We start from the raw sequence: 19505 nt of genomic DNA on the forward strand, positions 1-19505 counted from the left end.
GTATAACCATCAACCTTTCCTAGCTATCTAATCTGAATTCGACATCATCCATGCCAGAAATTCTCCAAACGAATCGGATACCTTTTCAACCTCTTCAAATTCAGGTTCACATCCACGGACAATAGCTCCACTGTCGGTTGTTAAGTCAATGGCATAGAAGGAATATCCATCCTCCACAGACATTACGATCGGTAAGTAATGATCCCACCAGGCCGTTATCTCTGACTGCCAAATAGAATCCCTCTGCTGCCTCCAAACTAAGCATTTCAAATTCATTCCATTGGAATGCGGTCTCCGTGCTATTGTTGAACTCAGCCTCACAAATAAACCAGGTTTGCTCATCCGGTGCAACGCATTTTTCAACTACATTTAGAAATTCTAAATATTCATCTGGAAGTCCTTTATATCTTGAAGTAATGCTGCTGTTTAAATGTGACTGCGAACCGGATTCACTCATTATGTCCCAGCCCTTTTCCCCGGCCCAAGTCATAAATTCCCTAAAGAGAGTGTTTCCTTTTCCATTATTCATTTCCAGAATGAACACCTGCCCATCAGCTTAAGAGATAGAAACTATATCACCTATTCGGGATTTGAATGGAAAATCCCTGCTGTGGTGCTTCAAAGAGAAAGACAAAAAGACTGGAAACATGGCCCGAGAAAAGCGGCAACCAGGTTCCAGCCTTTGGCGGTTGGGGGAAAGTTATTATTAGTTAATTAAACATCCGCTGTCTCATCGCCTCAAATAACAAAATCGTCGCCGCCATTGCCGCGTTAAGCGACTCTGCCTGTCCCTGCATCGGGATCGTAATCGCATCATCTACCAAACGTGCCGTAGCATCCGAGATGCCTTTGCCTTCGTTACCAATGACAATCCATACCGACTGCGTAAAATCATAACTATAACATGAATGCTCTGCCTGCAAAGAAGTACTGACCAGCTTCACGCCCGCAACCTTCGCTTCAGGAAGCAAGGATTCCAACTGGCCCTCCACAATGGGCAAATGAAACAATGACCCCATCGTCGAACGAATGGTCTTCGGGTTATATACATCAGCACAGCCCGCGCCAAGTACCACACCCGCTGCTCCCGCTGCATCTGCACTACGGATAATGGTTCCCACATTCCCTGGGTCCTGCACCCCATCCAGCACAACAACAAGCCCGCGAGCTCCTGCGATCAGGCTTTCCAGTGGCTCACTGCCTTTACGCACAATTGCGAATACAGGCTGCGGTGTCATTGTATCCGTACATTTGGCGATAACGGCAGGAGATACACTAACCCATTCCACACGCTGTAGCGGGTTCTCAAGCCCGGCGAGTTCGCTAGGTACGCCTTGCTCTCCATCGTAGACGATGCACTCCAGATCCGCTCCGACCCGCAATGCTTCCTGTACCAGATGAATGCCCTCAATAATATATTTATGTTGACGGGTACGATGCTTTTTCTCCAGCAGCTGTGCCCATTCTTTTACACGTGTATTTTGCGGTGATACAATATCCATCTTTCCATCCTTCCCATCTGCATCCATCACTTCGGATACGCAAGCTCCATTTTCGTCAAATGATCCTTGTGACCCACAATGATCAGCACATCTCCAGCTTCGATCCGGTCCTCCGCGTACGGCGAGATGTTCATCGAATTCCCACTGCGAATCGCCATCACGTTACACCCGAAACGTGCCCGGATGTTTAATTCCATCAGGTTCTTACCGATCATTTGCTCGGAAGCTCTCATCTCCAGAATGCTGTAATCCTCAGACAACTCAATATAGTCTAGTATATTCGGCGAGGTCAGATGATGGGCTACACGTAGTCCCATATCCCGCTCAGGATAGATCACCTTGTCTGCCCCAATCTTCTGCAGCACCTTACCATGAAGCTCATTTTGAGCTTTTACGATCAGCACTGGTACACCCATATCTTTCAATATCAAGGTTGTCAGAATACTCGCCTGTATATCTTCACCAATTGCCACAACGACAACATCGAAATTCCGTATGCCCAGCGCTCGCAGCGCTTCTTCATCTGTTGAATCTGCCGATACCGCATGGGTCACCACATTGGACATTTCCTGAGTCCGCTGCTCGTCCGCATCAATTGCCAGCACGTCAAATCCCATACCACTCAGTGCATTGGCAACACTTGATCCGAACCGTCCCATGCCAATTACGGCATACTGTTTCTTGGCCATTAGGGTCTTAACCTCCCGCTGCACTTCAGCATGACGCATCATTACGGATACCCATGCTAACGTAAATAATCCTTCGTAGTATACCACAAAGCCTGATAAACTTGAATGCGCTCGCGCTTCCCAGGGAACAGTATTAGAGCAGCCGAATATACGAGGAGGGAATTGCGATGCCCATTACATTAAGCCTGCGTGAAGCGATTGTTCATAAAGTTCATGACAAGAGTGATGATCAGCTCCGGGAGATGATTGAAGGTTCAGTAGATGGACCGGAAGCTGCATTACCCGGACTTGGCGCCATTTTCGAGATGATCTGGAAGAACACAGAACCTGCCAAGCAGGAAGAACTCATTCAAATCGCGCAGGAGCATCTGCACACCATTCCCGTTCAACCGCTTCGCTAATCGAAGCATTGAAGGGTAAGGTAACCATCAAACCGTTTGTTCTGTCTGCAAAAGAAAGCTTTCCCTTATTCGGCTGGATCATACCCGCCTCCAGGTAAGGTGTATAGCAATAGATCCCTCCGCCAATTGGCGGAGGGATCTTATTTTTAACAAGCTCTATCTCATCGTATGAACTTGTCACGTTTAACTAACACTTCCATGATTCCCGAGGAATATGTCAGCCTTACTTAAGGTGCAGTCTCCAAGAATTTAGCAGTAGGATTTTTATCCATAGCCGTTCTCATGGCATACTCATTTTCGAAGAGCACCACATAATTCCCTTTTTTGTCTTTTACAAGCGCAGAGTTAATCCGGAATTTGCTTGGGTCCAGATTCTCGTCCACGATCCAGCGAGCGAACTGATAAGGCATACGCTGCAATTGCACGTCTACCCCATATTCACCTTTCATCCGGTATTCAAATACCTCAAACTGTAGTTGACCAATTACGCCGAGGATCGTCTCGTCGAAACTTGCCGTCTGGAACACCTGAATGGTTCCTTCCTCCGTCAACTGGTCAATTCCTTTTTGGTACTGTTTATGTTTCAACGCATTTTTAACGGTAACTTTAGCGAAAATCTCTGGCGAGAACGTTGGCAACTCTTCAAAGATAACCTCGCTGCCTTGGCTCAGTGAATCGCCAATCCGGAAGATACCCGGATCGAACAAACCGATAATATCGCCGGCATACGCCTCTTCCACAATATCCCGATCTTGTGCCAGGAATTGCTGTGGCTGTGACAGCTTGATCTCTTTACCCACACGAGTATGCTTCACACTCATTCCACGTTGGAACTTGCCTGATACAATACGCAGGAACGCAATACGATCCCGGTGTGCCGGGTTCATGTTCGCCTGAATTTTAAATACATAACCGCTGAATTTCTCATTCGTTGGCTGAATCTCTCCTGCCGTACTGCGACGTGGTTCAGGCTTCGGTGCCAGTTCCAGGAAATTCTCCAAGAAGGTCTGCACGCCGAAATTGTTAATCGCACTACCGAAGAAAATAGGGGTCAATTCGCCGCGTTGAACCTTCTCCATATCAAACGGATCTCCCGCAACGTCCAAAAGCTCCAGATCCTGAATTAACTGATCATGCAGATATTCTCCTGCCATCTCACGGATAATTGGATCTGTATAACCATTTACCTTCTGAACTTTAATTGTCGAGTGATCGTCCCCTTGGAACAACTCCACCTGATTTTTCATCCGGTCATACACACCGCACAGCTCGCGACCTGTACCAATAGGCCAGTTCATCGGAACTGAACGGATACCCAGTACATTTTCAAGTTCTTCCATCAGGTCAAATGGGCTTTTACCCTCACGGTCGAGTTTGTTGATGAACGTAAAGATTGGAATCCCACGCTTCGCACATACCTGGAACAACTTGATCGTTTGTGCCTCGACACCTTTTGCCACGTCAATCAACATCACCGCGCTGTCGGCAGCCGTCAGTGTACGATACGTATCTTCACTGAAATCCTGGTGACCCGGTGTATCCAAAATGTTGACGCGATGGTTCAGGTAATCAAATTGCATTACGGAAGAGGTAACCGAGATCCCCCGTTGTTTCTCAATTTCCATCCAGTCACTGGTTGCGTGTTTGCTGGCTTTCCGAGCTTTTACCGTTCCCGCAAGGCGAATCGCGCCCCCGAACAGCAACAGTTTCTCGGTTAATGTGGTTTTACCCGCATCCGGGTGAGAGATAATGGCAAACGTCCGGCGTTTGTCCACTTCCTGTTGAAGAATATCATTTGCAGCTTTGCTCATAGGTTTAATCCCTTTCGTCCGTTCATTCACGTTAATCCGGCATCGCCGGTCCATCATTCAATCTTTATGCAATCCGGCAAAGCCGGTTGATTGTACACTGGTCATTTTGCATACGAGGTATTCATACACTAGATTAATTTTACACATTTACAATGGAGTTCATCCTCCTCAAATCTGTGCTTTCATGTATTACCGTGAACTGCTTCTTAACCCAACTCTCCTATTGTACCATAATCTGTACCGAAAATAACCGATTACTACCGCAGATTCTTCTCTTTCATTTGCAAAAAAAAAGCACCCTTCAGCCATTTTCATGGCATCCAAGCACTCCTCATTCATTTTTAGTTATCGGTTTTAGAAAATCAATGCATCCAGCGCGTATTGTCCGCCACCTGTCAAGGCCAGCGCTACACCAATCACCAGAATCGCAAGATTATATTCGAATCCGTTCTGTGTGGACCAGTATCCGTTCGCACCATGGACTTTCACAATCGCAATGACCATCGTCAATGCAATCAGAATGCCACCTACCGGTGTGAGCAGACCCAGAGCCAGCAGCAATCCGCCACCTAATTCCGCGAGTCCAGCCAGCAGCGCCACCAATGCACCGGGTTTCATGCCCATCGACTCAAACCAGCCGCCTGTACCCTTGATCCCGTAACCTCCGAACCAACCAAACAGCTTTTGAGCCCCGTGCGCCATGAACGACAAGCCAATCACCAAACGAATCAACAACAACCCTACATCCAACATCATTTTCTTTTTCCTCCATTCAATATATACAAAATAGTATTCTTAGATTAAAGATATTATGCATATTTTTTTCATGATTCTCTGTGACGCAAACCCCTTCAACTGGTTTACATTTTATCTCATGAATGATAACTTATCCGCAACGTTTGCCCGGATGAAGTTTGTCATTTGCGTAACTCTTTAACTTATGTGTTGAGTATAAGTTACATACTTACTTTTTGTCAACAACTTAATTTAAATTACTTATTTCCTTATGATGGATACCTCCCTTTTACCCGCTAAAAAGCCTGGGGACACCGCAAAATTGCGAGTCTCCAGGCTCAGTCATGTTGTTTATGTTGTTAATTCCCTTAACCTAACCGTTCACTTGCCAGATCACGCTGTCCTCGTCCTGACCATTCACCGGCCACCAGTGGAATCCGTCCTGCTCCAGCAGCTTATCTGTCGCTTCTGGTCCCCAAGTTCCAGCAGGGTACGTATGAAGCTCTCCTTGATTCTGCCCCCAGGCTGCTGCGATCCGATCCACAAAGGACCAGGCTGTTGCCACTTCATCCCAACGGGTGAAGTACGTAGAATCACCCTCTGCTGCATCGTGCAGCAGACGTTCATACGCTTCAGGCGAGTTAATTCCAATCATGCAGCTCTGACAGAAATCCATTGCAAGTGGCTGAATTTCGGAATCAGAGCCTGGTTTCTTGGCATTAATTTTGATATATATGCCTTCCATCGGATTCACCCGAATGACCAGCAAGTTCGGTTCGAGCTTATATTTTTTCCCAAGGTACACGTTGTTTGGCATCGACTTGAACTCAACTACGATCTCAGTCGTTTTCACCGGAAGACGCTTGCCTGTCCGAATGTAGAATGGAACACCCGCCCAGCGGAAATTATCCACGAATACACGTGCTGCAAAATAAGTTTCCGTATTCGACTGTGGATCAACCTTGTCTTCCTGGCGATACCCCGGAAGCTGCTTGCCACGGTACTCCCCTTCGGAATACTGTCCCCGCACAACGTTGTTGCTCACTTCCTCATCCGAAGTAAAGGCTCGCAATGAGCGCAATACCTTCACCTTCTCATCCCGAATGTCCTCCGGGAACAGGCGACTCGGCGGTTCCATCGCAATCATCGTCAGCATCTGAAGCATATGGTTTTGCCCCATATCACGCAGTGCGCCAGAGTGATCATAATAACCGCCACGTTCTTCCACACCTACCGTCTCGCCCAGCGTAATCTGAACGTTGGCAATATGTTTGTTATTCCACAGCGGTTCAAAAAAAGCATTTCCGAAGCGGATCACTTCGATATTTTGCACCATTTCCTTGCCCAGATAATGATCAATCCGATAGATTTCCTCTTCACGGAATACCTCACGAATCTGCTCATTCAGATGTTCAGCCGATTGCAGATCATAACCAAATGGTTTTTCGATCACCAAACGGTTCCACCCCTGACTTTCCAACATACCGCCGTCCCGCAAACTGTACGAGACACTGCCAAACAGCTCAGGTGCCAATGCCAGATAGAACAGCCGATTACCCGGCGTGTTAAACTTCGATTCCAGATGCTCCGTCTGCGCACGCAGCTCTTTGAATCCTTCCACATTATTGATATCCAGTGCTTTGTATTCAAAATGATCGACAAAAGCGTTCCACTCATCAGGTTCCCCCGCTGGATAACGGCAGAACTCTTTAATGGATTCATAGATGTCTTCCCGGAATTCTTCTGGGGACCTCGGACGACGTGCTACGCCAATAACCGCAAAGTCTTCGGCAAGCTTGCCTTCACGGTAAAGACTGTAGATGGCCGGAAACAGCTTCCGGCGGGCCAAATCACCCGTTGCTCCAAAAATGAAAAATACTGCGCCTGGTGTCTGTACTTCATCTTGCGATTGTTTTTCGACCATGGGCTCCTCTTTCTTCCGGGAAGATAACCTTCACGCTCTCCCCGAGCTATGTAATGGTGTTATATATGCACGACATACAACTATCAATTACCAGCAAGTTCCTTCTTGGATGTGATGCCATTTTAGCATATCAACTGAATGGATGCACTATTTCAAACTCTTTTTTCTGATAAAGATTCTCACTAGCCGCTCCAAGTTCATAAAAAATTCATCCTTAATATTCAATCGTAATCACCGGGAAACCTACGGTGATTCGATTGTTCCCTTGTTCACCAACCTGGTGAACTGCGAGTTGCATATTCAACATATGCGAGCCACTCTTGATCGACAGGGGCAGCTCAGCAGCTTCATAAGAGATACTTGCAGTGCCTGCGTCTGTATAACGTTCAACGGAGGTGTTATCCACCTTTGTGGACAGCTGTTCTTCGATCAGTTCCAGTTGCTGACTCGCATCATGTTCAGTAGCAGTTACTGCTGTACCTTGCACAGACATATTCCAGCTTGCCTTCATCCCTGAGTCTACAAGCAGTTGATCCACCTGTTCATGAACTGTCATTAAAGTCTTCCGATCCGTGTGTGCATCCCCTGAAATTTGTACGATGGCGTAGTAGCCGTTATCTCCTGTCTCGACGACATTGACCAAAAGACCTGCTTCTCCAGTAGCCTCATTAACAGCCATCTCACTGCGGTACACATCATGGCCCGTCTGGCGTACCCGTACTGGTTGTTCCAGACCCAAGTGACTGGCCAGTAATGCTGCTTGTGCCTCAGCATCTCCCCGGCCTTCTCCTTGCCATTTAATCACCAGACGATCAACATTATCAATCACGCTGTCAGCTGTATAGATTAGCTGTTCCAGTTGGGCTGCTTTGGGTTCGTTCTTCTCTGCATATACCTGTGTCACACCGATAAGAATAATGATTGCTATTGCCAAAATACCTGCTGTCATCCAACGATTTACCATTTGAATCCCCCGTTCATTCTTGCATTCTATGAATCTATCAACAGCATGCCCCTTTCGCATATTTGCTATACTTCTTCTGCACACAGCAAAAAAGCCCCACCCGCCACATGCATGGCAGATCAGAGCTTTCCATTCATACTTATAGAGGTTGTTCAAAAAGTCCGCTTTTGATTACGAAGGGTGCCTAGCGGCGGCATCAACATCGAATATGGAATTCAGCCGAAATAAGTAGAGGCTTACGAAGAATGTTTCCTTTGGAAACATTGCGGTTGCTCACGTAGCTTGATCTACGCTCCGCTACTCCATTTCTAGCTTTATTCCATCTTCTTCGTACTGAAAACCGACCTTTTTGAACACGCACTTATATATAAATCATCTCTTATCTATAACTTCCGCACATTAATGCACGGTTCTTTGGCTTGATTATGATATTGCATATGATCTTGCTTACTCTGCAAGTCCGTTTTTATAAGCATAGATCGCTGCCTGTGTACGGTCGTCTACACCCAATTTTGCCAGTAGGTTGGTAACATGGAATTTGACTGTCTTAATGCCGATGATCAGATCATCAGCGATGTCCTGATTCGATTTGCCTTTAGCCAGCAACCGGAGCACATCCATTTCACGGTCTGTCAATTCATCATGCAAAGGAGCTGCTGCCTGTGGCTGCCGAAATCGATTCATCATTTTCGAAGCGACCTGTGACTCCAGAACGGATTGCCCGCGAGCGGCTGCGCGAATCGCATCTGCTACTTCATTGGCTCTTGATGTTTTCAACAGATAACTGAATGCGCCTGCTTCAATGACAGGATACATTTTTTCATCATCCAGGTAACTGGTCAATACGATGACTTTGCACTCCGGATACATTTTAAGTACCTGACGAGTAGCCTCAATGCCATCCATGCCTTCCATAACCAGGTCCATCAGAACAACATCAGGCTTATACTCCTGTGCGAGCCGAATACCTTCCTCTCCACTACCTGCTTCACCAACAACTTCAATTCCATCTTCGGTATCCAGTACCGCTGCAAGACCAATACGTACCATCTCATGATCATCCACGAGCAATACTTTGATCGACGTTTCCGTCTCCGTTTCGACTTCCGGTTCCATTGACATGTTCTTCCTCGCTTTCATCGTTCATCAAAGGTATCGTAATCTCAATCCGCGTTCCCTTACCAGGTGCTGTTACAAATTGTATGGCTCCGCCAATCTCCGTAACACGTTCACGCATGTTAGCCAGACCGTAGGAAGCTTGTTTATTCTCATCCAGATCAAAGCCTTGCCCATCATCACGAATCAATACCCGAATCGCATCAGTACGTCGCTGGATCCGTATCTCCATTTTTTCCGCTTTTGCATGCCGTAACGTATTAGACATAGCCTCCTGAACGATCCGGAACAGATGATTCTCGATGCCTTTGATCAGATCAATGTCTTCGTCCATTTCGAGCACAATGTCCATGGGTACTTTTGTTTTCAGTTCCATCACCAGATCACGCAGACCTTGTTCGAGATGTTTACCCTCCAGATAGACTGGCCGCAGATGTAACAGCAACGCACGCATCTCGGACTGGGCTACCGAAGCCATCTCCTCAATCAAAGCCACCTGCCGCTGAGCACGTTCAAAATCCTTCTCCATCTTCCGTCCAACGGCCGTTGCTGTCATGGATATCGCGAACAATTGCTGTGATACCGCATCATGCAGTTCCCGTGCCAAACGTTGCCGCTCTTCCACAATAGCCGTAATTCTGGCTTGTTCAGCAAGCTGTGCATTATGAGTAGACAATCGCTGGAGCGAAGATATCTGATCTTCCCACTTTTTGCCGATTCGTCCGAGTTGCTCACTTAAACGGCCCACATCATCATCGCCCAGATCAGGTACAGTGCGTGATAGAGAGCCCTTCTCCCACAGTAGAAGTGTTTCCCGCAGCAGTTCGAGCCGGCGTTTAACCCGGTAACTCTGATAGAACCCAAAGACCGCACCAATCCCAATCAGAAGCAGCAATAAGGCCAGACCCGATTGAATCAGATGCCGCCAGCCTGTAAACGGAGCAAGATAACCATATGTATACAATACATACAAAATAACAGCGAGCACAATGAAAACCAGGAGGATCCCTTCACCCATACTTCGGGTTACCATGTCGGTATGTCGTTTTGTCTTCATCGGGGTCTCCTCCTTCTCTTCATCTATTTTACTACGGATTACTGATGTTTAGGTCGCCAACAATATAAGAAATGACAAATTTTGCTTTATGTTCACTGGATTCATATCCAGGTGTTCTCCATACTAATTTGTTCATCATGCCGCTATCTTGTTCTCCAAGAAGATTAATCCGGCCGAAAAGAACCGATGCTTCAATCTCCACACCATAATCTTCTGGTAGTGTAAGGCGAACATTACCCATAACTCCTTGCAGCAGCACAATCGTTTGTTTCTCCTCCGGAATCGAAAGAGATAGATCGGCGTTAACCTCACCTATGGCATGCCACAGACTCATACTACGTAACGTCCAGGATGATTGATCCCAGTAGTAACGAGCCATGAAATTCTGTTTCTTCATAACGCCTTCGTCCAGATGAATCTTTTTGTTTTTTGAATAAAAGTAAGCTAAAGACGCAAGTACAATCAAAAATACAATCATTAAATTATCCAGCAATAACAGTGCCGCACCAATGCCAAGATACCGATGACCTTTGCGGGTATCCCCATTGCGGACTTGAAGCATTCCAACCGTTAACAGAATGAGTGCGGCAGCGGTCAGGAAGTTAATATTGTCATTCAATAACATCATTGTGCCAATAATCATAATGACAACTGCAAGCCATTTACTCTTTTGATTCATCCCCGCCGCACCTCCTCTGTAAGTTAATCTCTCTTTATTCAACGGAAAAGCCATACCAGGCAATGAAGTCCTGTATGGCTTAACTTTTGTTCTACCAACCGTACATTATACACGATTTATAGAATATCATATTGTCCACTAAGCGAACAGTTATTCTTTTGAAGTTCCGTTCGCTTCATTCTTGGAACCATTGCCCATTTTATTTTTGAGGGCTTGTAATTGCTGATCCACTTTGAACTGTTTTTCCACATCTACAGGATTTGTATACGTGGATGATGTGTTGCGATAAGGTGCACGAGCTACGTCAGCTTCAGCTTCCAGCTGCATGATTTTCTCTTCCATGCGGTGGAATCCAAGTGATGCGCCGCCACTTTCGATCGAATGCAAGCTGTTGATGGAAGACATTTGTTTTTTGGCTTTTGCCATTTGGGCACGGGATACGAGTTCATTACGTTTGTTACGCATTTTGTAGAACTCATCTTTCATATCATGCAACTGTTGCAACAGATCTTTAGCTTGTGCTTCGGACTGTGCGTGCAGTTCGCTGTACTCTGTAATTTTTTGATCAAAGTAGATTTTCTCTTCCAACAATTTGCGTGCCACTTCTTCCTGACCGTTAGACAGAGCAGCTTCTGCTTGGGACTCACGTTGTACCGAAGTACGCTCCGCTTCATCCAAACGTTGTTTCATGCGACGCTCATTTGCCATTTGTTTGGCAACAGTTACCTCTGCCTCATGAATCTCAGCCTCCATATCACGCAAGTACTGGTTCAACATTACAATCGGATCCTCTACTTTATCCAACATATCATTTACCGATGCTTTCGTCATATCCTTAATCCGTTTAAATACTCCCATTTTACTTTTCTCCCTTCTCGTAACGAGATAATTTTTGGCGAAGCTCTTCAACTTCTTTTTTCAGTGCTTTTTTCTCGATATCTTTCATCATGGAATCAAGTTCACTTTCTTGCGGTGCTCCTGCTCCGTAGGCGTTGTTGTCATAAGAACGGGGACCAGATTGAGGTCTGCCGTTGAATCCAGGGCCGGGACCGAAGTTACCAGGACCTTGCTGGTTGTGATTATTTTGAAAAGGACCTCTTGGTGGCTGATGATCATAGTTGTCGTATCCTCTGCCAGGGCCTGGGCCCGGACCGTAGCCATATGGATCATAAGGCGGATACGGCTCTTTTGGTACCACCAGTGCTGCGATAAAGTAAATTAACAACGACGTGCCGCCAGTTACGAAGATACTGATAACAAAGATGATACGCAGCAGGGTGGAATCCATTCCGATGGTTTCGGAAATTCCGCCGCACAAGCCGGTTAACATCCGGTCACGCGTTGAGCGGTATAATTTGCTCATGTGCTTGCTCCTTTCGTTTACTTGTATCCTCTTACGTTGGAATCATAAGCATATGGATCAACGTGGTTGGATTCCTTTGGTACCACCAATGCAGCGATGAAGTAGATCAACAATGATGTACCTCCCGTAGCGAAAATACTGATGAAGAAGATGATACGTAGCAGCGTGGTACTCAATCCGAGATTTTCAGAAATGCCGCCGATCAAACCTGTTAGCATTCGATTACGCGCCGAGCGGTATAATTTACTCATGTGACTACTCCTTTCTGTCATTGTTCAATTTCTGTCTTAAGCGTTCCAGTTCCTTATCCAGCGTAGAGGATGACATGCTGCCAGTCACTCCTGAACCATCTTGACTCATCCGCCGGATATCGCGGAGACTTTGTGCTTCATATTCGAGATCAGAGACTTGGTCATCCAGTCGGTTAAACATACGGGGTACATTCTGACCGTTGTGATTGCCTCTCTGGTTCATACGTTGTTGTAACTGAATCGTCTGCATACGAGCGTAGTAATATTGACGTTTGCTGTATACATTCTGATATTCAACCTTCAGCTGGTCGATCTGTTCATCCAGCTCCTGTAATGCCGCATAACTTTGTGCATACAATTCATTGTACTGTTCCATTTTTTCCTCGTGGAGGATTTTCTCCTGCAAGGCCAGCTTAGCGAGATGTTCTTCCCCTGCTTTCAGAGCCATGGAAGCCTGTTCTTCCCGTTTGTTCACCATACCTGCTGCCTGATCGGCTTGTTGTTTCATTTGTCTGGTATGGCTTGCATATTGATGACGAAGTTTCTCGGCTTCACCGATGTCTTGGCGGGTCGAGACCAGGAACTGATCAATCAGTTTGACTGGATCCTGACTTTGCTCCAAATGTTCGTTCAGATTGGCTACGGTAATATCCCGCATTCGACGAAATACACTCATTATGTTCTGTCCCTCCTTTTCATAATCGTGAAAACTTAGTACCGACCACGACGACTGCGGTTATTGCTTAGCATTGAGATACCAAAGATGATTAACCCGATCGCGATGATCGGTCCGATCAACCATGCCAGTTTACCCATCAGTGAGATGATACCGATGATGAGAACAATCCAGCCAAGCATCACATTCCCTCGTTTAACTCCGTAGTATCCCAGTGCAATCATCAGGACTGGAATCAGATAACCCATTAAGTGTCCAAGAAGTGGAGTTAACTTTCCGAAGAGGAGTAGTGCACCCAGCGCAATCAATACAATCGCCCAGCCATTTCCCTTATTCAATCTCATAATTGTTGTTCACCGCCCTTTCCATTCGTTCGTTTTAATGTGTTGAGTCATTTGTTCGTTTGTTTCTTGTTTTTTTGTTTCCGTGTTTCTTGTTTAACCTTATGTCCTTATTCTAGGGGATTCCGCGACTTTTCAAAACAGACCGTGGACGGTTTTTCATCCTAGACTCAGGTCGGGGATCTAGTTGGACCTTTGACTGTCCCTGTATAAGACCAACGTTCCACCTAAGCTGAATAACACTCCAGATACCTTCCATTACCCGTATTCAGGCTACCCTTTAGCCGATATCGACCTGTAGAGAGAATGATGTCCATGTCTCTATTTACGTTCACACTGCAATTTCGTTTCTCATGATTCCGTGTTGGATAGTCAGTCCAAGCCGTTTCTCTAGCCGTTTCTGCAAGATCATCTATCAGCAATCCCTTATCTCTACTTCTATACCCTCTCGTAAAATTACTTATTTATCCAAATAAACAAAATTTAGATTGTTCTATATGTAAGCGTTTACTAAAATAGAAAGTGTTACTATTTCTAATGTCAGGGGTGGAACTGAGACTGTGCGACCAATCAGCTATCTCCATAAAATGATCATCTTTGGAATCCTGTTAAGCACCCTGCCCATTTTGTTAACGGGAATTGCCGCATTTATCTATTCATCAAACCAAACTGAGCTGCATCGTACGCAGGCCAACAGACAGTTGCTGGAACAAATGCAATCCAACGTAGAGCACAAACTCGCTACAGTCAGTTATATGCTTGATCAGGCCGTTCGCTCCCCAGTAACTCTCCGTTCCCTGTCTGCTTCTTCTTCACTGGAAGTGAAAGGGCCTTTGCTTGCCGACAAGCTACAGAGTGAATTTAAGAATATGAGGTCATGGGAACCTTTGCTGGATATTACCCTGGTGAATCAATCTCAGAATTGGCTCATTGATCATGCCGGATTATATCGTAATACGGATTTTCCGCTGGCTCTTCCAATGAAGGAATTGATATCGGATACGATTACCTCTGGATGGCAGCTCTCCCCTTCATCGGTGTTCAGTAATGATGAGCGTTCACCCGGTACAGGCTGTATTTATCATATTGCCCTTGCGAGATCTATTCCGAATCTAAATACGTCTTCCGATGCTGCTCTGATTGCGGGAATTCCTGCATGCTCTTTGCAAAATACACTAGGAGAAGCCTCCTTAGGCAATGCTGCCTCAGGACTGATCATTTTGAATCGGGAGCAACGTATCTTGGTCCACCCCGATCCTGTATACATTGGACAACCGTTGTCTGCCATTGGATTACACGATGTGGATGCGGAAGCCAACATAACCAAACTATCACCCATCACATTTTCAACAGGCTTTGAAAAACGGGAAGTTAAGATCGCCGATACACATTATACTCTGACGTATAGCCCTTCTACCTTAAAAGGATGGACTTATGTTCTAATCTCACCTACCAATATTCTGACACAAGAATATATCGATATCGGATTGCACACCTTGTATATCAGTATCTTCTTACTTTTACTTTCATTATTACTCGCCTGGCTCGGATCCAAGCGAATGCATGTCCCGATTCGTAAACTTTTAACCCAACTTGGTGACAACCACCTGTCCAAAGAAGGAAACACATTAGCTCAGCAATCACCACCATTTTCTGATGAGTTCGAACAGATTAGAGCAGGAGTCTCACAATTATCTGCCTCTCGCTCCCAATTAGAGAACACACTTAATATGCATCTGTTGCAGATTCGCACTCATTTTATGATGAATCTGTTCCAGGGCAGGAGCCCTGTGCATACTCTTCATGACACCTTGAATGAATATGGCTACACGCATCAGGTTCGGGAATGGCAACAAATTGCTGTTATTACATTACAGGCAGATCTTGTTAATCATACAAAATATAGAGCTTGTGATCGTGACCTCTTATTATTCGCTATTCAAAATATATTGGCGGAAACGGTTGTGCATAACCAACAATTGCTTCCCATTGTGCTGGAACATACGGTAGTCACGGTGATTGGGACCGTTGAACAGGATCAGTTTATTTTTTCACAGCAGCTATATGTATTAACAGACCAGTTACAGCAACAGATGGACAAGATTCTGGCTCTTCAAGTCAGTATAGGATTCAGCCAGCCGCACAGCTCTATATATCACATCCCTCAAGCTTACACAGAAGCCATGGAAGCACTAAGGCATCGGATGAAGCTGGGAACAGGCATTATTTTTCAATATGAGAACATAGATTATTACGCTCCCACTTGGTCCATGACCTACCCGGAATCATTGGAATATTCGTTGATCCAAGCTATTCAAAATGCGGACGAAGTCCAGGCCTCTGCTTTTTTGCAACAACTGCTTGAAGTGATCTTTGGTATGGAGGTTACACCCGAGGAGTATGAGGTGGCTCTTACGAGGCTACTCACGCATATTTTGCAAATGACTCAGGAATCCGGCATACGACTCGGACAGATCTCCCAAGGTCGTGGCTCGATGTTTCATGAACTTCATGGTTTGCAGTACGCTGCTGAAGTTGAGGATTGGTTTAACCATCAAGTCATCTTGCCCGTTATTCAGGTTTTTAAAGCGAGACAGTATGCCCAGTATCAGCATATATCTGAGAAAATGATTGCCATGATTCATCAAGATTATGATAAGGATCTGACGCTTGAGGAATGTGCTGTTAAGCTTCACTACAATGCCAACTACTTAAGTAGTGTTTTCCGCAAAGAGACAGGCTGTGCATTTAGTGAATATCTGACCAAGTACCGATTTAATATCGCTAAAAAATGGCTGGACGAAAGTGATCTAACCGTTAAAGATATCGCAGCACGACTTCGGTACAATAATCCGCAAAACTTTATCCGATCATTTCGTAAGTGGGAAGGAATCACACCCGGCCAGTACCGGGAGCGTAAGCAGAAAGTAGAAGTGTCGAACAGAAATTAGAAAAGGAGCACGATTGTAAGTCGTACTCCTTCGGCCAGCTTGGATACCTCTCCATATGGCTCCCCTAACAGGGCTCGGACCTGTGACAACTCGATTAACCGTCGAGTGCTCTACCAACTGAAATAACAGGGAATATGCTTAAGAGATCACTCTCTGAAAACGAGGTATGTGTTTTGTTTTTCGTTGTCTCGAACATCTCTAAATAAACGAGGGTCTGGTTCAAAGCGGTCGATATAAGTGCTTCAAAAAAGAGGGAGCACATAACCTGCTCCCTTCACTTACAACTTCACTTCTGCAATCTTAACTTCATATGTTTCAACCGTTCATCTTTTGGCACAGCATTGTGATGCTTGCTAGCGTCATCTTAGACGTTAGACTACATTGTCCGCCTCAATTCCCGTTTATTAGTACACGTGCCGAGCTTATCCGATTTATCGCTTATCCTTAGTACGAACTGTTTTCATATTGGGCTGTTCCAGTTGGATTAGAATTTTACCAAACCTTGCTCCGCGTGAGAAGGTCACCGTACTATCCTTGTACGTATCCCGAATATACTTCTCAGCCAGTCTGAGAGAATCTTCATCCGATGGTAACTCATACGTATTAAGCCATTCTGGCAGCTTCTCTACAACCTCTTCCACCGGTATTTCAAATGAGTTAACTTCTTTCGTAATGATCATGGTGTATGAATACCCCTTCAGATACAACAATTGTTGGATATACCCCATATCGCCGACCTTGTGTGAAGAAGTTACACCCAGTACATCCTTAAGTTCATCCATTAGTGTGTGTTCCTTCTGTCCCGCCATAGTACTTATATACACATACTTCCGGGCGCAATTAATCGCCTGCTCAATCGTTTCCCAATCCGACATTGCTGGACACATGGATGCAAATGCAAAGTCATATTTTTTCTCCCAACCCTTATCCTTAATGGAGATTTCCTCATATCGTTCGTTTACGATTTCGATATTGGATTCCAAAGATGAAGGTATCGTCTCTTTCATAAGGGAGACAAGCAACTCCGAAGGCTCAACTGCGGTCACACTTGCCCCCTTTTCCGCAAAAGGAATCGTAAATATGCCTGAGGCTGCTCCAATGTCCAAAATGGATAACCCTGCAAATTCTACACCCTGATTCTCAATCCAGCCCATAATGCGCTCAGAACGCTGCTTTCCTTCTTCAGTGAACGACTGTGCATGATAATCCCTGGCCCACCGCCCAAATGCTTCTTCTGTATTAGAGGGGACGCTTTTCTTCTTATAATTTGAACTTCTCGGACGATTCTTCCATGCCTCTTCCCATACAGAAAGATCAAATAACAGATCGGTATCCGATACATTTTTTCCATCAGTCACTCTACTTCACTCCTCTACATTAAAGACTTTACTTATCTACAATATACTTTATATAATCATACGTCAATCTTTAACTCTAGATTTTCTTACTGCACATAAATCGTTTCATATAAAATAAAAATAGCCCTACACATTGCATAAGCAACATGTAGGGCTATTCAATATACCGGCGAGAGGACTCGAACCTCCACGGTTTCCCACTCGATTTTGAGTCGAGCGCGTCTGCCATTCCGCCACGCCGGCATATGCTGGAGGCGCCACCCAGATTCGAACTGGGGATAAAGCTTTTGCAGAGCTGTGCCTTACCACTTGGCTATGGCGCCATATTTTGGAGCGGACGACGGGAATCGAACCCGCGACCCTCGCCTTGGCAAGGCGATGCTCTACCGCTGAGCCACGTCCGCATAATGGCTGGGGATATAGGATTTGAACCTATGCATGACGGAGTCAAAGTCCGTTGCCTTACCGCTTGGCTAATCCCCAATAAAAAATGAAAAAACAAAGGGGCGATCGAGGGGAATTGAACCCCCGAATGCCGGATCCACAAACCGGTGCGTTAACCACTTCGCCACGATCGCCACAAAAGGTTATTTTCTAAAAAGTTAATTGGCAGGGGCAGCAGGAATTGAACCCACACCAACGGTTTTGGAGACCGTTGTTCTACCTTTAAACTATGCCCCTAAAAACTGGTGGAGGATGATGGATTCGAACCACCGAACCCGTACGGGAGCAGATTTACAGTCTGATGCGTTTGGCCACTTCGCTAATCCTCCAGGATTACATGGTGCCGGCGAGAGGACTTGAACCCCCAACCTACTGATTACAAGTCAGTTGCTCTACCAGTTGAGCTACACCGGCATATTAAATTATTTTAAAAATGGTGGCTCGGGACGGAATCGAACCGCCGACACGAGGATTTTCAGTCCTCTGCTCTACCGACTGAGCTACCGAGCCATAATAAAGTCTAATCTTAATTCCTTACACTTTATATAGGGCATCAGTGCCATACAGCAGATGTAGTGAACAGTTTGCCTCATGTAAAGATTAAATGGCGGAACCGACGGGATTCGAACCCGCGATCTCCTGCGTGACAGGCAGGCATGTTAGGCCAACTACACCACGGTTCCAGATCACTTTCTCAAAGGAAAGTATAATTGCGGGGGCAGGATTTGAACCTGCGGCCTTCGGGTTATGAGCCCGACGAGCTACCGGGCTGCTCCACCCCGCGTCGTTATAAAAGTTATATGGTGGAGGCTGAGGGGATCGAACCCCCGACCCTCTGCTTGTAAGGCAGATGCTCTCCCAGCTGAGCTAAGCCTCCGAACAACACATTTATGATCATACCATAATCTTGTTGTAAAAATCAACTTCTTTTTTTGAAGTTATTATGACCCGTAGGGGATTCGAACCCCTGTTACCTCCGTGAAAGGGAGGTGTCTTAACCCCTTGACCAACGGGCCTTAATATTATGGCGGAGAGAGAGGGATTCGAACCCTCGAGACGCTTGTGACGCCTACACGATTTCCAATCGTGCTCCTTCGGCCAGCTCGGACACCTCTCCATATGGCTCCCCGAACAGGGCTCGAACCTGTGACAACTCGATTAACAGTCGAGTGCTCTACCAACTGAGCTATCAGGGAATATGCTTCAGAGATCGTTCTCTGAAAACTAGATTCGAAACGAAACA

The 19505-nt window shown here is 45.8% G+C and carries 19 protein-coding genes and 16 tRNA genes; 2 read left to right on the top strand and 33 right to left on the bottom strand.

Annotation, left to right across the window (positions count from 1 at the left end; all coding sequences use genetic code 11):
- Positions 1 to 27: 27 nt before the first annotated feature.
- From MKY87_RS10655 to MKY87_RS10670, 4 genes are all read right to left on the bottom strand, one after another.
- Complete coding sequence (locus MKY87_RS10655) at positions 28 to 183, bottom strand: hypothetical protein (protein WP_340964382.1); 156 nt, start codon at positions 181 to 183, stop codon at positions 28 to 30.
- On the bottom strand, positions 146 to 529 hold the full coding sequence (locus MKY87_RS10660) for a hypothetical protein (RefSeq protein ID WP_340964384.1): 384 nt from the start codon (positions 527 to 529) through the stop codon (positions 146 to 148). Before MKY87_RS10660 ends, MKY87_RS10655 begins: the two co-directional genes overlap by 38 nt.
- A 181-nt stretch (positions 530 to 710) precedes the next feature.
- A complete protein-coding gene (locus tag MKY87_RS10665; protein WP_340964386.1) occupies positions 711 to 1502 on the bottom strand; it encodes a TrmH family RNA methyltransferase in 792 nt (263 codons plus the stop codon).
- Positions 1503 to 1528: 26 nt separating this feature from the next.
- On the bottom strand, positions 1529 to 2230 hold the full coding sequence (locus MKY87_RS10670) for a potassium channel family protein (protein WP_076211287.1): 702 nt from the start codon (positions 2228 to 2230) through the stop codon (positions 1529 to 1531).
- Positions 2231 to 2358: 128 nt separating this feature from the next.
- On the opposite strand from MKY87_RS10670, the gene sspI reads away from it, so the two are divergent.
- Positions 2359 to 2592 carry a small acid-soluble spore protein SspI gene (gene sspI / locus MKY87_RS10675; protein ID WP_036673259.1) on the top strand — a complete coding sequence of 78 codons (234 nt, stop codon included), beginning with the start codon at positions 2359 to 2361 and terminating at the stop codon, positions 2590 to 2592.
- 227 nt (positions 2593 to 2819) lie between these two features.
- On the opposite strand, the gene MKY87_RS10680 is transcribed toward sspI, so the two are convergent.
- From MKY87_RS10680 to MKY87_RS10735, 12 genes are all read right to left on the bottom strand, one after another.
- Positions 2820 to 4403 carry a peptide chain release factor 3 gene (locus MKY87_RS10680; protein WP_091037965.1) on the bottom strand — a complete coding sequence of 528 codons (1584 nt, stop codon included), beginning with the start codon at positions 4401 to 4403 and terminating at the stop codon, positions 2820 to 2822.
- 354 nt (positions 4404 to 4757) lie between these two features.
- Positions 4758 to 5156, bottom strand: coding sequence for a DoxX family protein (locus MKY87_RS10685; protein WP_340967424.1), 399 nt, complete (start codon positions 5154 to 5156; stop codon positions 4758 to 4760).
- A 355-nt stretch (positions 5157 to 5511) separates the two neighbouring features.
- Positions 5512 to 7062: a glucose-6-phosphate dehydrogenase gene (gene zwf, locus MKY87_RS10690; RefSeq protein ID WP_339788959.1), complete on the bottom strand. Its 1551-nt coding sequence runs from the start codon at positions 7060 to 7062 to the stop codon at positions 5512 to 5514.
- A 214-nt stretch (positions 7063 to 7276) separates the two neighbouring features.
- Positions 7277 to 8026: a YwmB family TATA-box binding protein gene (locus MKY87_RS10695; protein ID WP_339788956.1), complete on the bottom strand. Its 750-nt coding sequence runs from the start codon at positions 8024 to 8026 to the stop codon at positions 7277 to 7279.
- 447 nt (positions 8027 to 8473) lie between these two features.
- A complete protein-coding gene (locus tag MKY87_RS10700) occupies positions 8474 to 9142 on the bottom strand; it encodes a response regulator transcription factor (protein ID WP_091020933.1) in 669 nt (222 codons plus the stop codon).
- Positions 9084 to 10199, bottom strand: coding sequence for a sensor histidine kinase (locus tag MKY87_RS10705; protein WP_339788953.1), 1116 nt, complete (start codon positions 10197 to 10199; stop codon positions 9084 to 9086). Before MKY87_RS10705 ends, MKY87_RS10700 begins: the two co-directional genes overlap by 59 nt.
- A 31-nt stretch (positions 10200 to 10230) precedes the next feature.
- The gene (liaF, locus tag MKY87_RS10710; protein ID WP_036605686.1) at positions 10231 to 10878 is read right to left on the bottom strand and encodes a cell wall-active antibiotics response protein LiaF; all 648 of its coding nucleotides are present in this window, start codon (positions 10876 to 10878) and stop codon (positions 10231 to 10233) included.
- Between the two features lie 150 nt (positions 10879 to 11028).
- The gene (locus MKY87_RS10715; protein WP_017692315.1) at positions 11029 to 11736 is read right to left on the bottom strand and encodes a PspA/IM30 family protein; all 708 of its coding nucleotides are present in this window, start codon (positions 11734 to 11736) and stop codon (positions 11029 to 11031) included.
- Between the two features lies 1 nt (position 11737).
- Positions 11738 to 12241 (bottom strand): PspC domain-containing protein, encoded by a 504-nt coding sequence (locus MKY87_RS10720; protein ID WP_340964389.1) that lies wholly within the window; start codon positions 12239 to 12241, stop codon positions 11738 to 11740.
- Between the two features lie 17 nt (positions 12242 to 12258).
- The gene (locus tag MKY87_RS10725; protein WP_017692313.1) at positions 12259 to 12492 is read right to left on the bottom strand and encodes a PspC domain-containing protein; all 234 of its coding nucleotides are present in this window, start codon (positions 12490 to 12492) and stop codon (positions 12259 to 12261) included.
- Between the two features lie 4 nt (positions 12493 to 12496).
- Positions 12497 to 13168, bottom strand: coding sequence for a PspA/IM30 family protein (locus MKY87_RS10730; protein WP_091037978.1), 672 nt, complete (start codon positions 13166 to 13168; stop codon positions 12497 to 12499).
- Between the two features lie 35 nt (positions 13169 to 13203).
- Complete coding sequence (locus MKY87_RS10735) at positions 13204 to 13512, bottom strand: LiaF transmembrane domain-containing protein (protein WP_017692311.1); 309 nt, start codon at positions 13510 to 13512, stop codon at positions 13204 to 13206.
- A 584-nt stretch (positions 13513 to 14096) separates the two neighbouring features.
- Here MKY87_RS10735 and MKY87_RS10740 point away from each other — a divergent pair.
- Complete coding sequence (locus tag MKY87_RS10740) at positions 14097 to 16460, top strand: helix-turn-helix domain-containing protein (RefSeq protein ID WP_340964393.1); 2364 nt, start codon at positions 14097 to 14099, stop codon at positions 16458 to 16460.
- Between the two features lie 56 nt (positions 16461 to 16516).
- On the opposite strand, the gene MKY87_RS10745 is transcribed toward MKY87_RS10740, so the two are convergent.
- The 17 genes from MKY87_RS10745 to MKY87_RS10825 form a co-directional block, all read right to left on the bottom strand.
- Positions 16517 to 16593: transfer RNA gene (locus MKY87_RS10745), tRNA-Asn, on the bottom strand.
- Positions 16594 to 16891: 298 nt separating this feature from the next.
- Positions 16892 to 17818 (bottom strand): class I SAM-dependent methyltransferase, encoded by a 927-nt coding sequence (locus MKY87_RS10750; protein WP_338588526.1) that lies wholly within the window; start codon positions 17816 to 17818, stop codon positions 16892 to 16894.
- A gap of 164 nt (positions 17819 to 17982) precedes the next feature.
- Positions 17983 to 18061: transfer RNA gene (locus MKY87_RS10755), tRNA-Leu, on the bottom strand.
- Between the two features lie 6 nt (positions 18062 to 18067).
- Positions 18068 to 18141, bottom strand: a tRNA-Cys gene (locus tag MKY87_RS10760).
- A 6-nt stretch (positions 18142 to 18147) separates the two neighbouring features.
- A tRNA-Gly gene (locus MKY87_RS10765) sits at positions 18148 to 18222 on the bottom strand.
- A gap of 4 nt (positions 18223 to 18226) precedes the next feature.
- Positions 18227 to 18301 (bottom strand) — tRNA-Gln (locus MKY87_RS10770).
- Positions 18302 to 18323: 22 nt separating this feature from the next.
- Positions 18324 to 18396 (bottom strand) — tRNA-His (locus MKY87_RS10775).
- 29 nt (positions 18397 to 18425) lie between these two features.
- A tRNA-Trp gene (locus MKY87_RS10780) sits at positions 18426 to 18499 on the bottom strand.
- 6 nt (positions 18500 to 18505) lie between these two features.
- Positions 18506 to 18591: transfer RNA gene (locus MKY87_RS10785), tRNA-Tyr, on the bottom strand.
- Between the two features lie 9 nt (positions 18592 to 18600).
- Positions 18601 to 18676: transfer RNA gene (locus MKY87_RS10790), tRNA-Thr, on the bottom strand.
- A 20-nt stretch (positions 18677 to 18696) separates the two neighbouring features.
- Positions 18697 to 18772: transfer RNA gene (locus tag MKY87_RS10795), tRNA-Phe, on the bottom strand.
- A 95-nt stretch (positions 18773 to 18867) separates the two neighbouring features.
- Positions 18868 to 18945, bottom strand: a tRNA-Asp gene (locus tag MKY87_RS10800).
- A gap of 27 nt (positions 18946 to 18972) precedes the next feature.
- Positions 18973 to 19046, bottom strand: a tRNA-Met gene (locus tag MKY87_RS10805).
- Between the two features lie 17 nt (positions 19047 to 19063).
- Positions 19064 to 19139, bottom strand: a tRNA-Val gene (locus tag MKY87_RS10810).
- Between the two features lie 67 nt (positions 19140 to 19206).
- A tRNA-Glu gene (locus MKY87_RS10815) sits at positions 19207 to 19278 on the bottom strand.
- Positions 19279 to 19287: 9 nt separating this feature from the next.
- Positions 19288 to 19379 (bottom strand) — tRNA-Ser (locus MKY87_RS10820).
- 3 nt (positions 19380 to 19382) lie between these two features.
- A tRNA-Asn gene (locus MKY87_RS10825) sits at positions 19383 to 19458 on the bottom strand.
- Positions 19459 to 19505 lie beyond the last annotated feature (47 nt).

Source organism: Paenibacillus sp. FSL R7-0198, from assembly GCF_038000415.1.
In the GTDB taxonomy this organism is placed as follows: Bacteria; Bacillota; Bacilli; order Paenibacillales; family Paenibacillaceae; genus Paenibacillus.

Coding starts and splice junctions, on each gene's coding strand:
- MKY87_RS10655 (WP_340964382.1), bottom strand. CDS start 183: ATGTCTGTGGAGGATGGATATTCCTTCTATGCCATTGACTTAACAACC.
- MKY87_RS10660 (WP_340964384.1), bottom strand. CDS start 529: ATGAATAATGGAAAAGGAAACACTCTCTTTAGGGAATTTATGACTTGG.
- MKY87_RS10665 (WP_340964386.1), bottom strand. CDS start 1,502: ATGGATATTGTATCACCGCAAAATACACGTGTAAAAGAATGGGCACAG.
- MKY87_RS10670 (WP_076211287.1), bottom strand. CDS start 2,230: ATGCGTCATGCTGAAGTGCAGCGGGAGGTTAAGACCCTAATGGCCAAG.
- sspI (WP_036673259.1), top strand. CDS start 2,359: ATGCCCATTACATTAAGCCTGCGTGAAGCGATTGTTCATAAAGTTCAT.
- MKY87_RS10680 (WP_091037965.1), bottom strand. CDS start 4,403: ATGAGCAAAGCTGCAAATGATATTCTTCAACAGGAAGTGGACAAACGC.
- MKY87_RS10685 (WP_340967424.1), bottom strand. CDS start 5,156: ATGTTGGATGTAGGGTTGTTGTTGATTCGTTTGGTGATTGGCTTGTCG.
- zwf (WP_339788959.1), bottom strand. CDS start 7,062: ATGGTCGAAAAACAATCGCAAGATGAAGTACAGACACCAGGCGCAGTA.
- MKY87_RS10695 (WP_339788956.1), bottom strand. CDS start 8,026: ATGGTAAATCGTTGGATGACAGCAGGTATTTTGGCAATAGCAATCATT.
- MKY87_RS10700 (WP_091020933.1), bottom strand. CDS start 9,142: ATGGAACCGGAAGTCGAAACGGAGACGGAAACGTCGATCAAAGTATTG.
- MKY87_RS10705 (WP_339788953.1), bottom strand. CDS start 10,199: ATGAAGACAAAACGACATACCGACATGGTAACCCGAAGTATGGGTGAA.
- liaF (WP_036605686.1), bottom strand. CDS start 10,878: ATGAATCAAAAGAGTAAATGGCTTGCAGTTGTCATTATGATTATTGGC.
- MKY87_RS10715 (WP_017692315.1), bottom strand. CDS start 11,736: ATGGGAGTATTTAAACGGATTAAGGATATGACGAAAGCATCGGTAAAT.
- MKY87_RS10720 (WP_340964389.1), bottom strand. CDS start 12,241: ATGAGCAAATTATACCGCTCAACGCGTGACCGGATGTTAACCGGCTTG.
- MKY87_RS10725 (WP_017692313.1), bottom strand. CDS start 12,492: ATGAGTAAATTATACCGCTCGGCGCGTAATCGAATGCTAACAGGTTTG.
- MKY87_RS10730 (WP_091037978.1), bottom strand. CDS start 13,168: ATGAGTGTATTTCGTCGAATGCGGGATATTACCGTAGCCAATCTGAAC.
- MKY87_RS10735 (WP_017692311.1), bottom strand. CDS start 13,512: ATGAGATTGAATAAGGGAAATGGCTGGGCGATTGTATTGATTGCGCTG.
- MKY87_RS10740 (WP_340964393.1), top strand. CDS start 14,097: ATGATCATCTTTGGAATCCTGTTAAGCACCCTGCCCATTTTGTTAACG.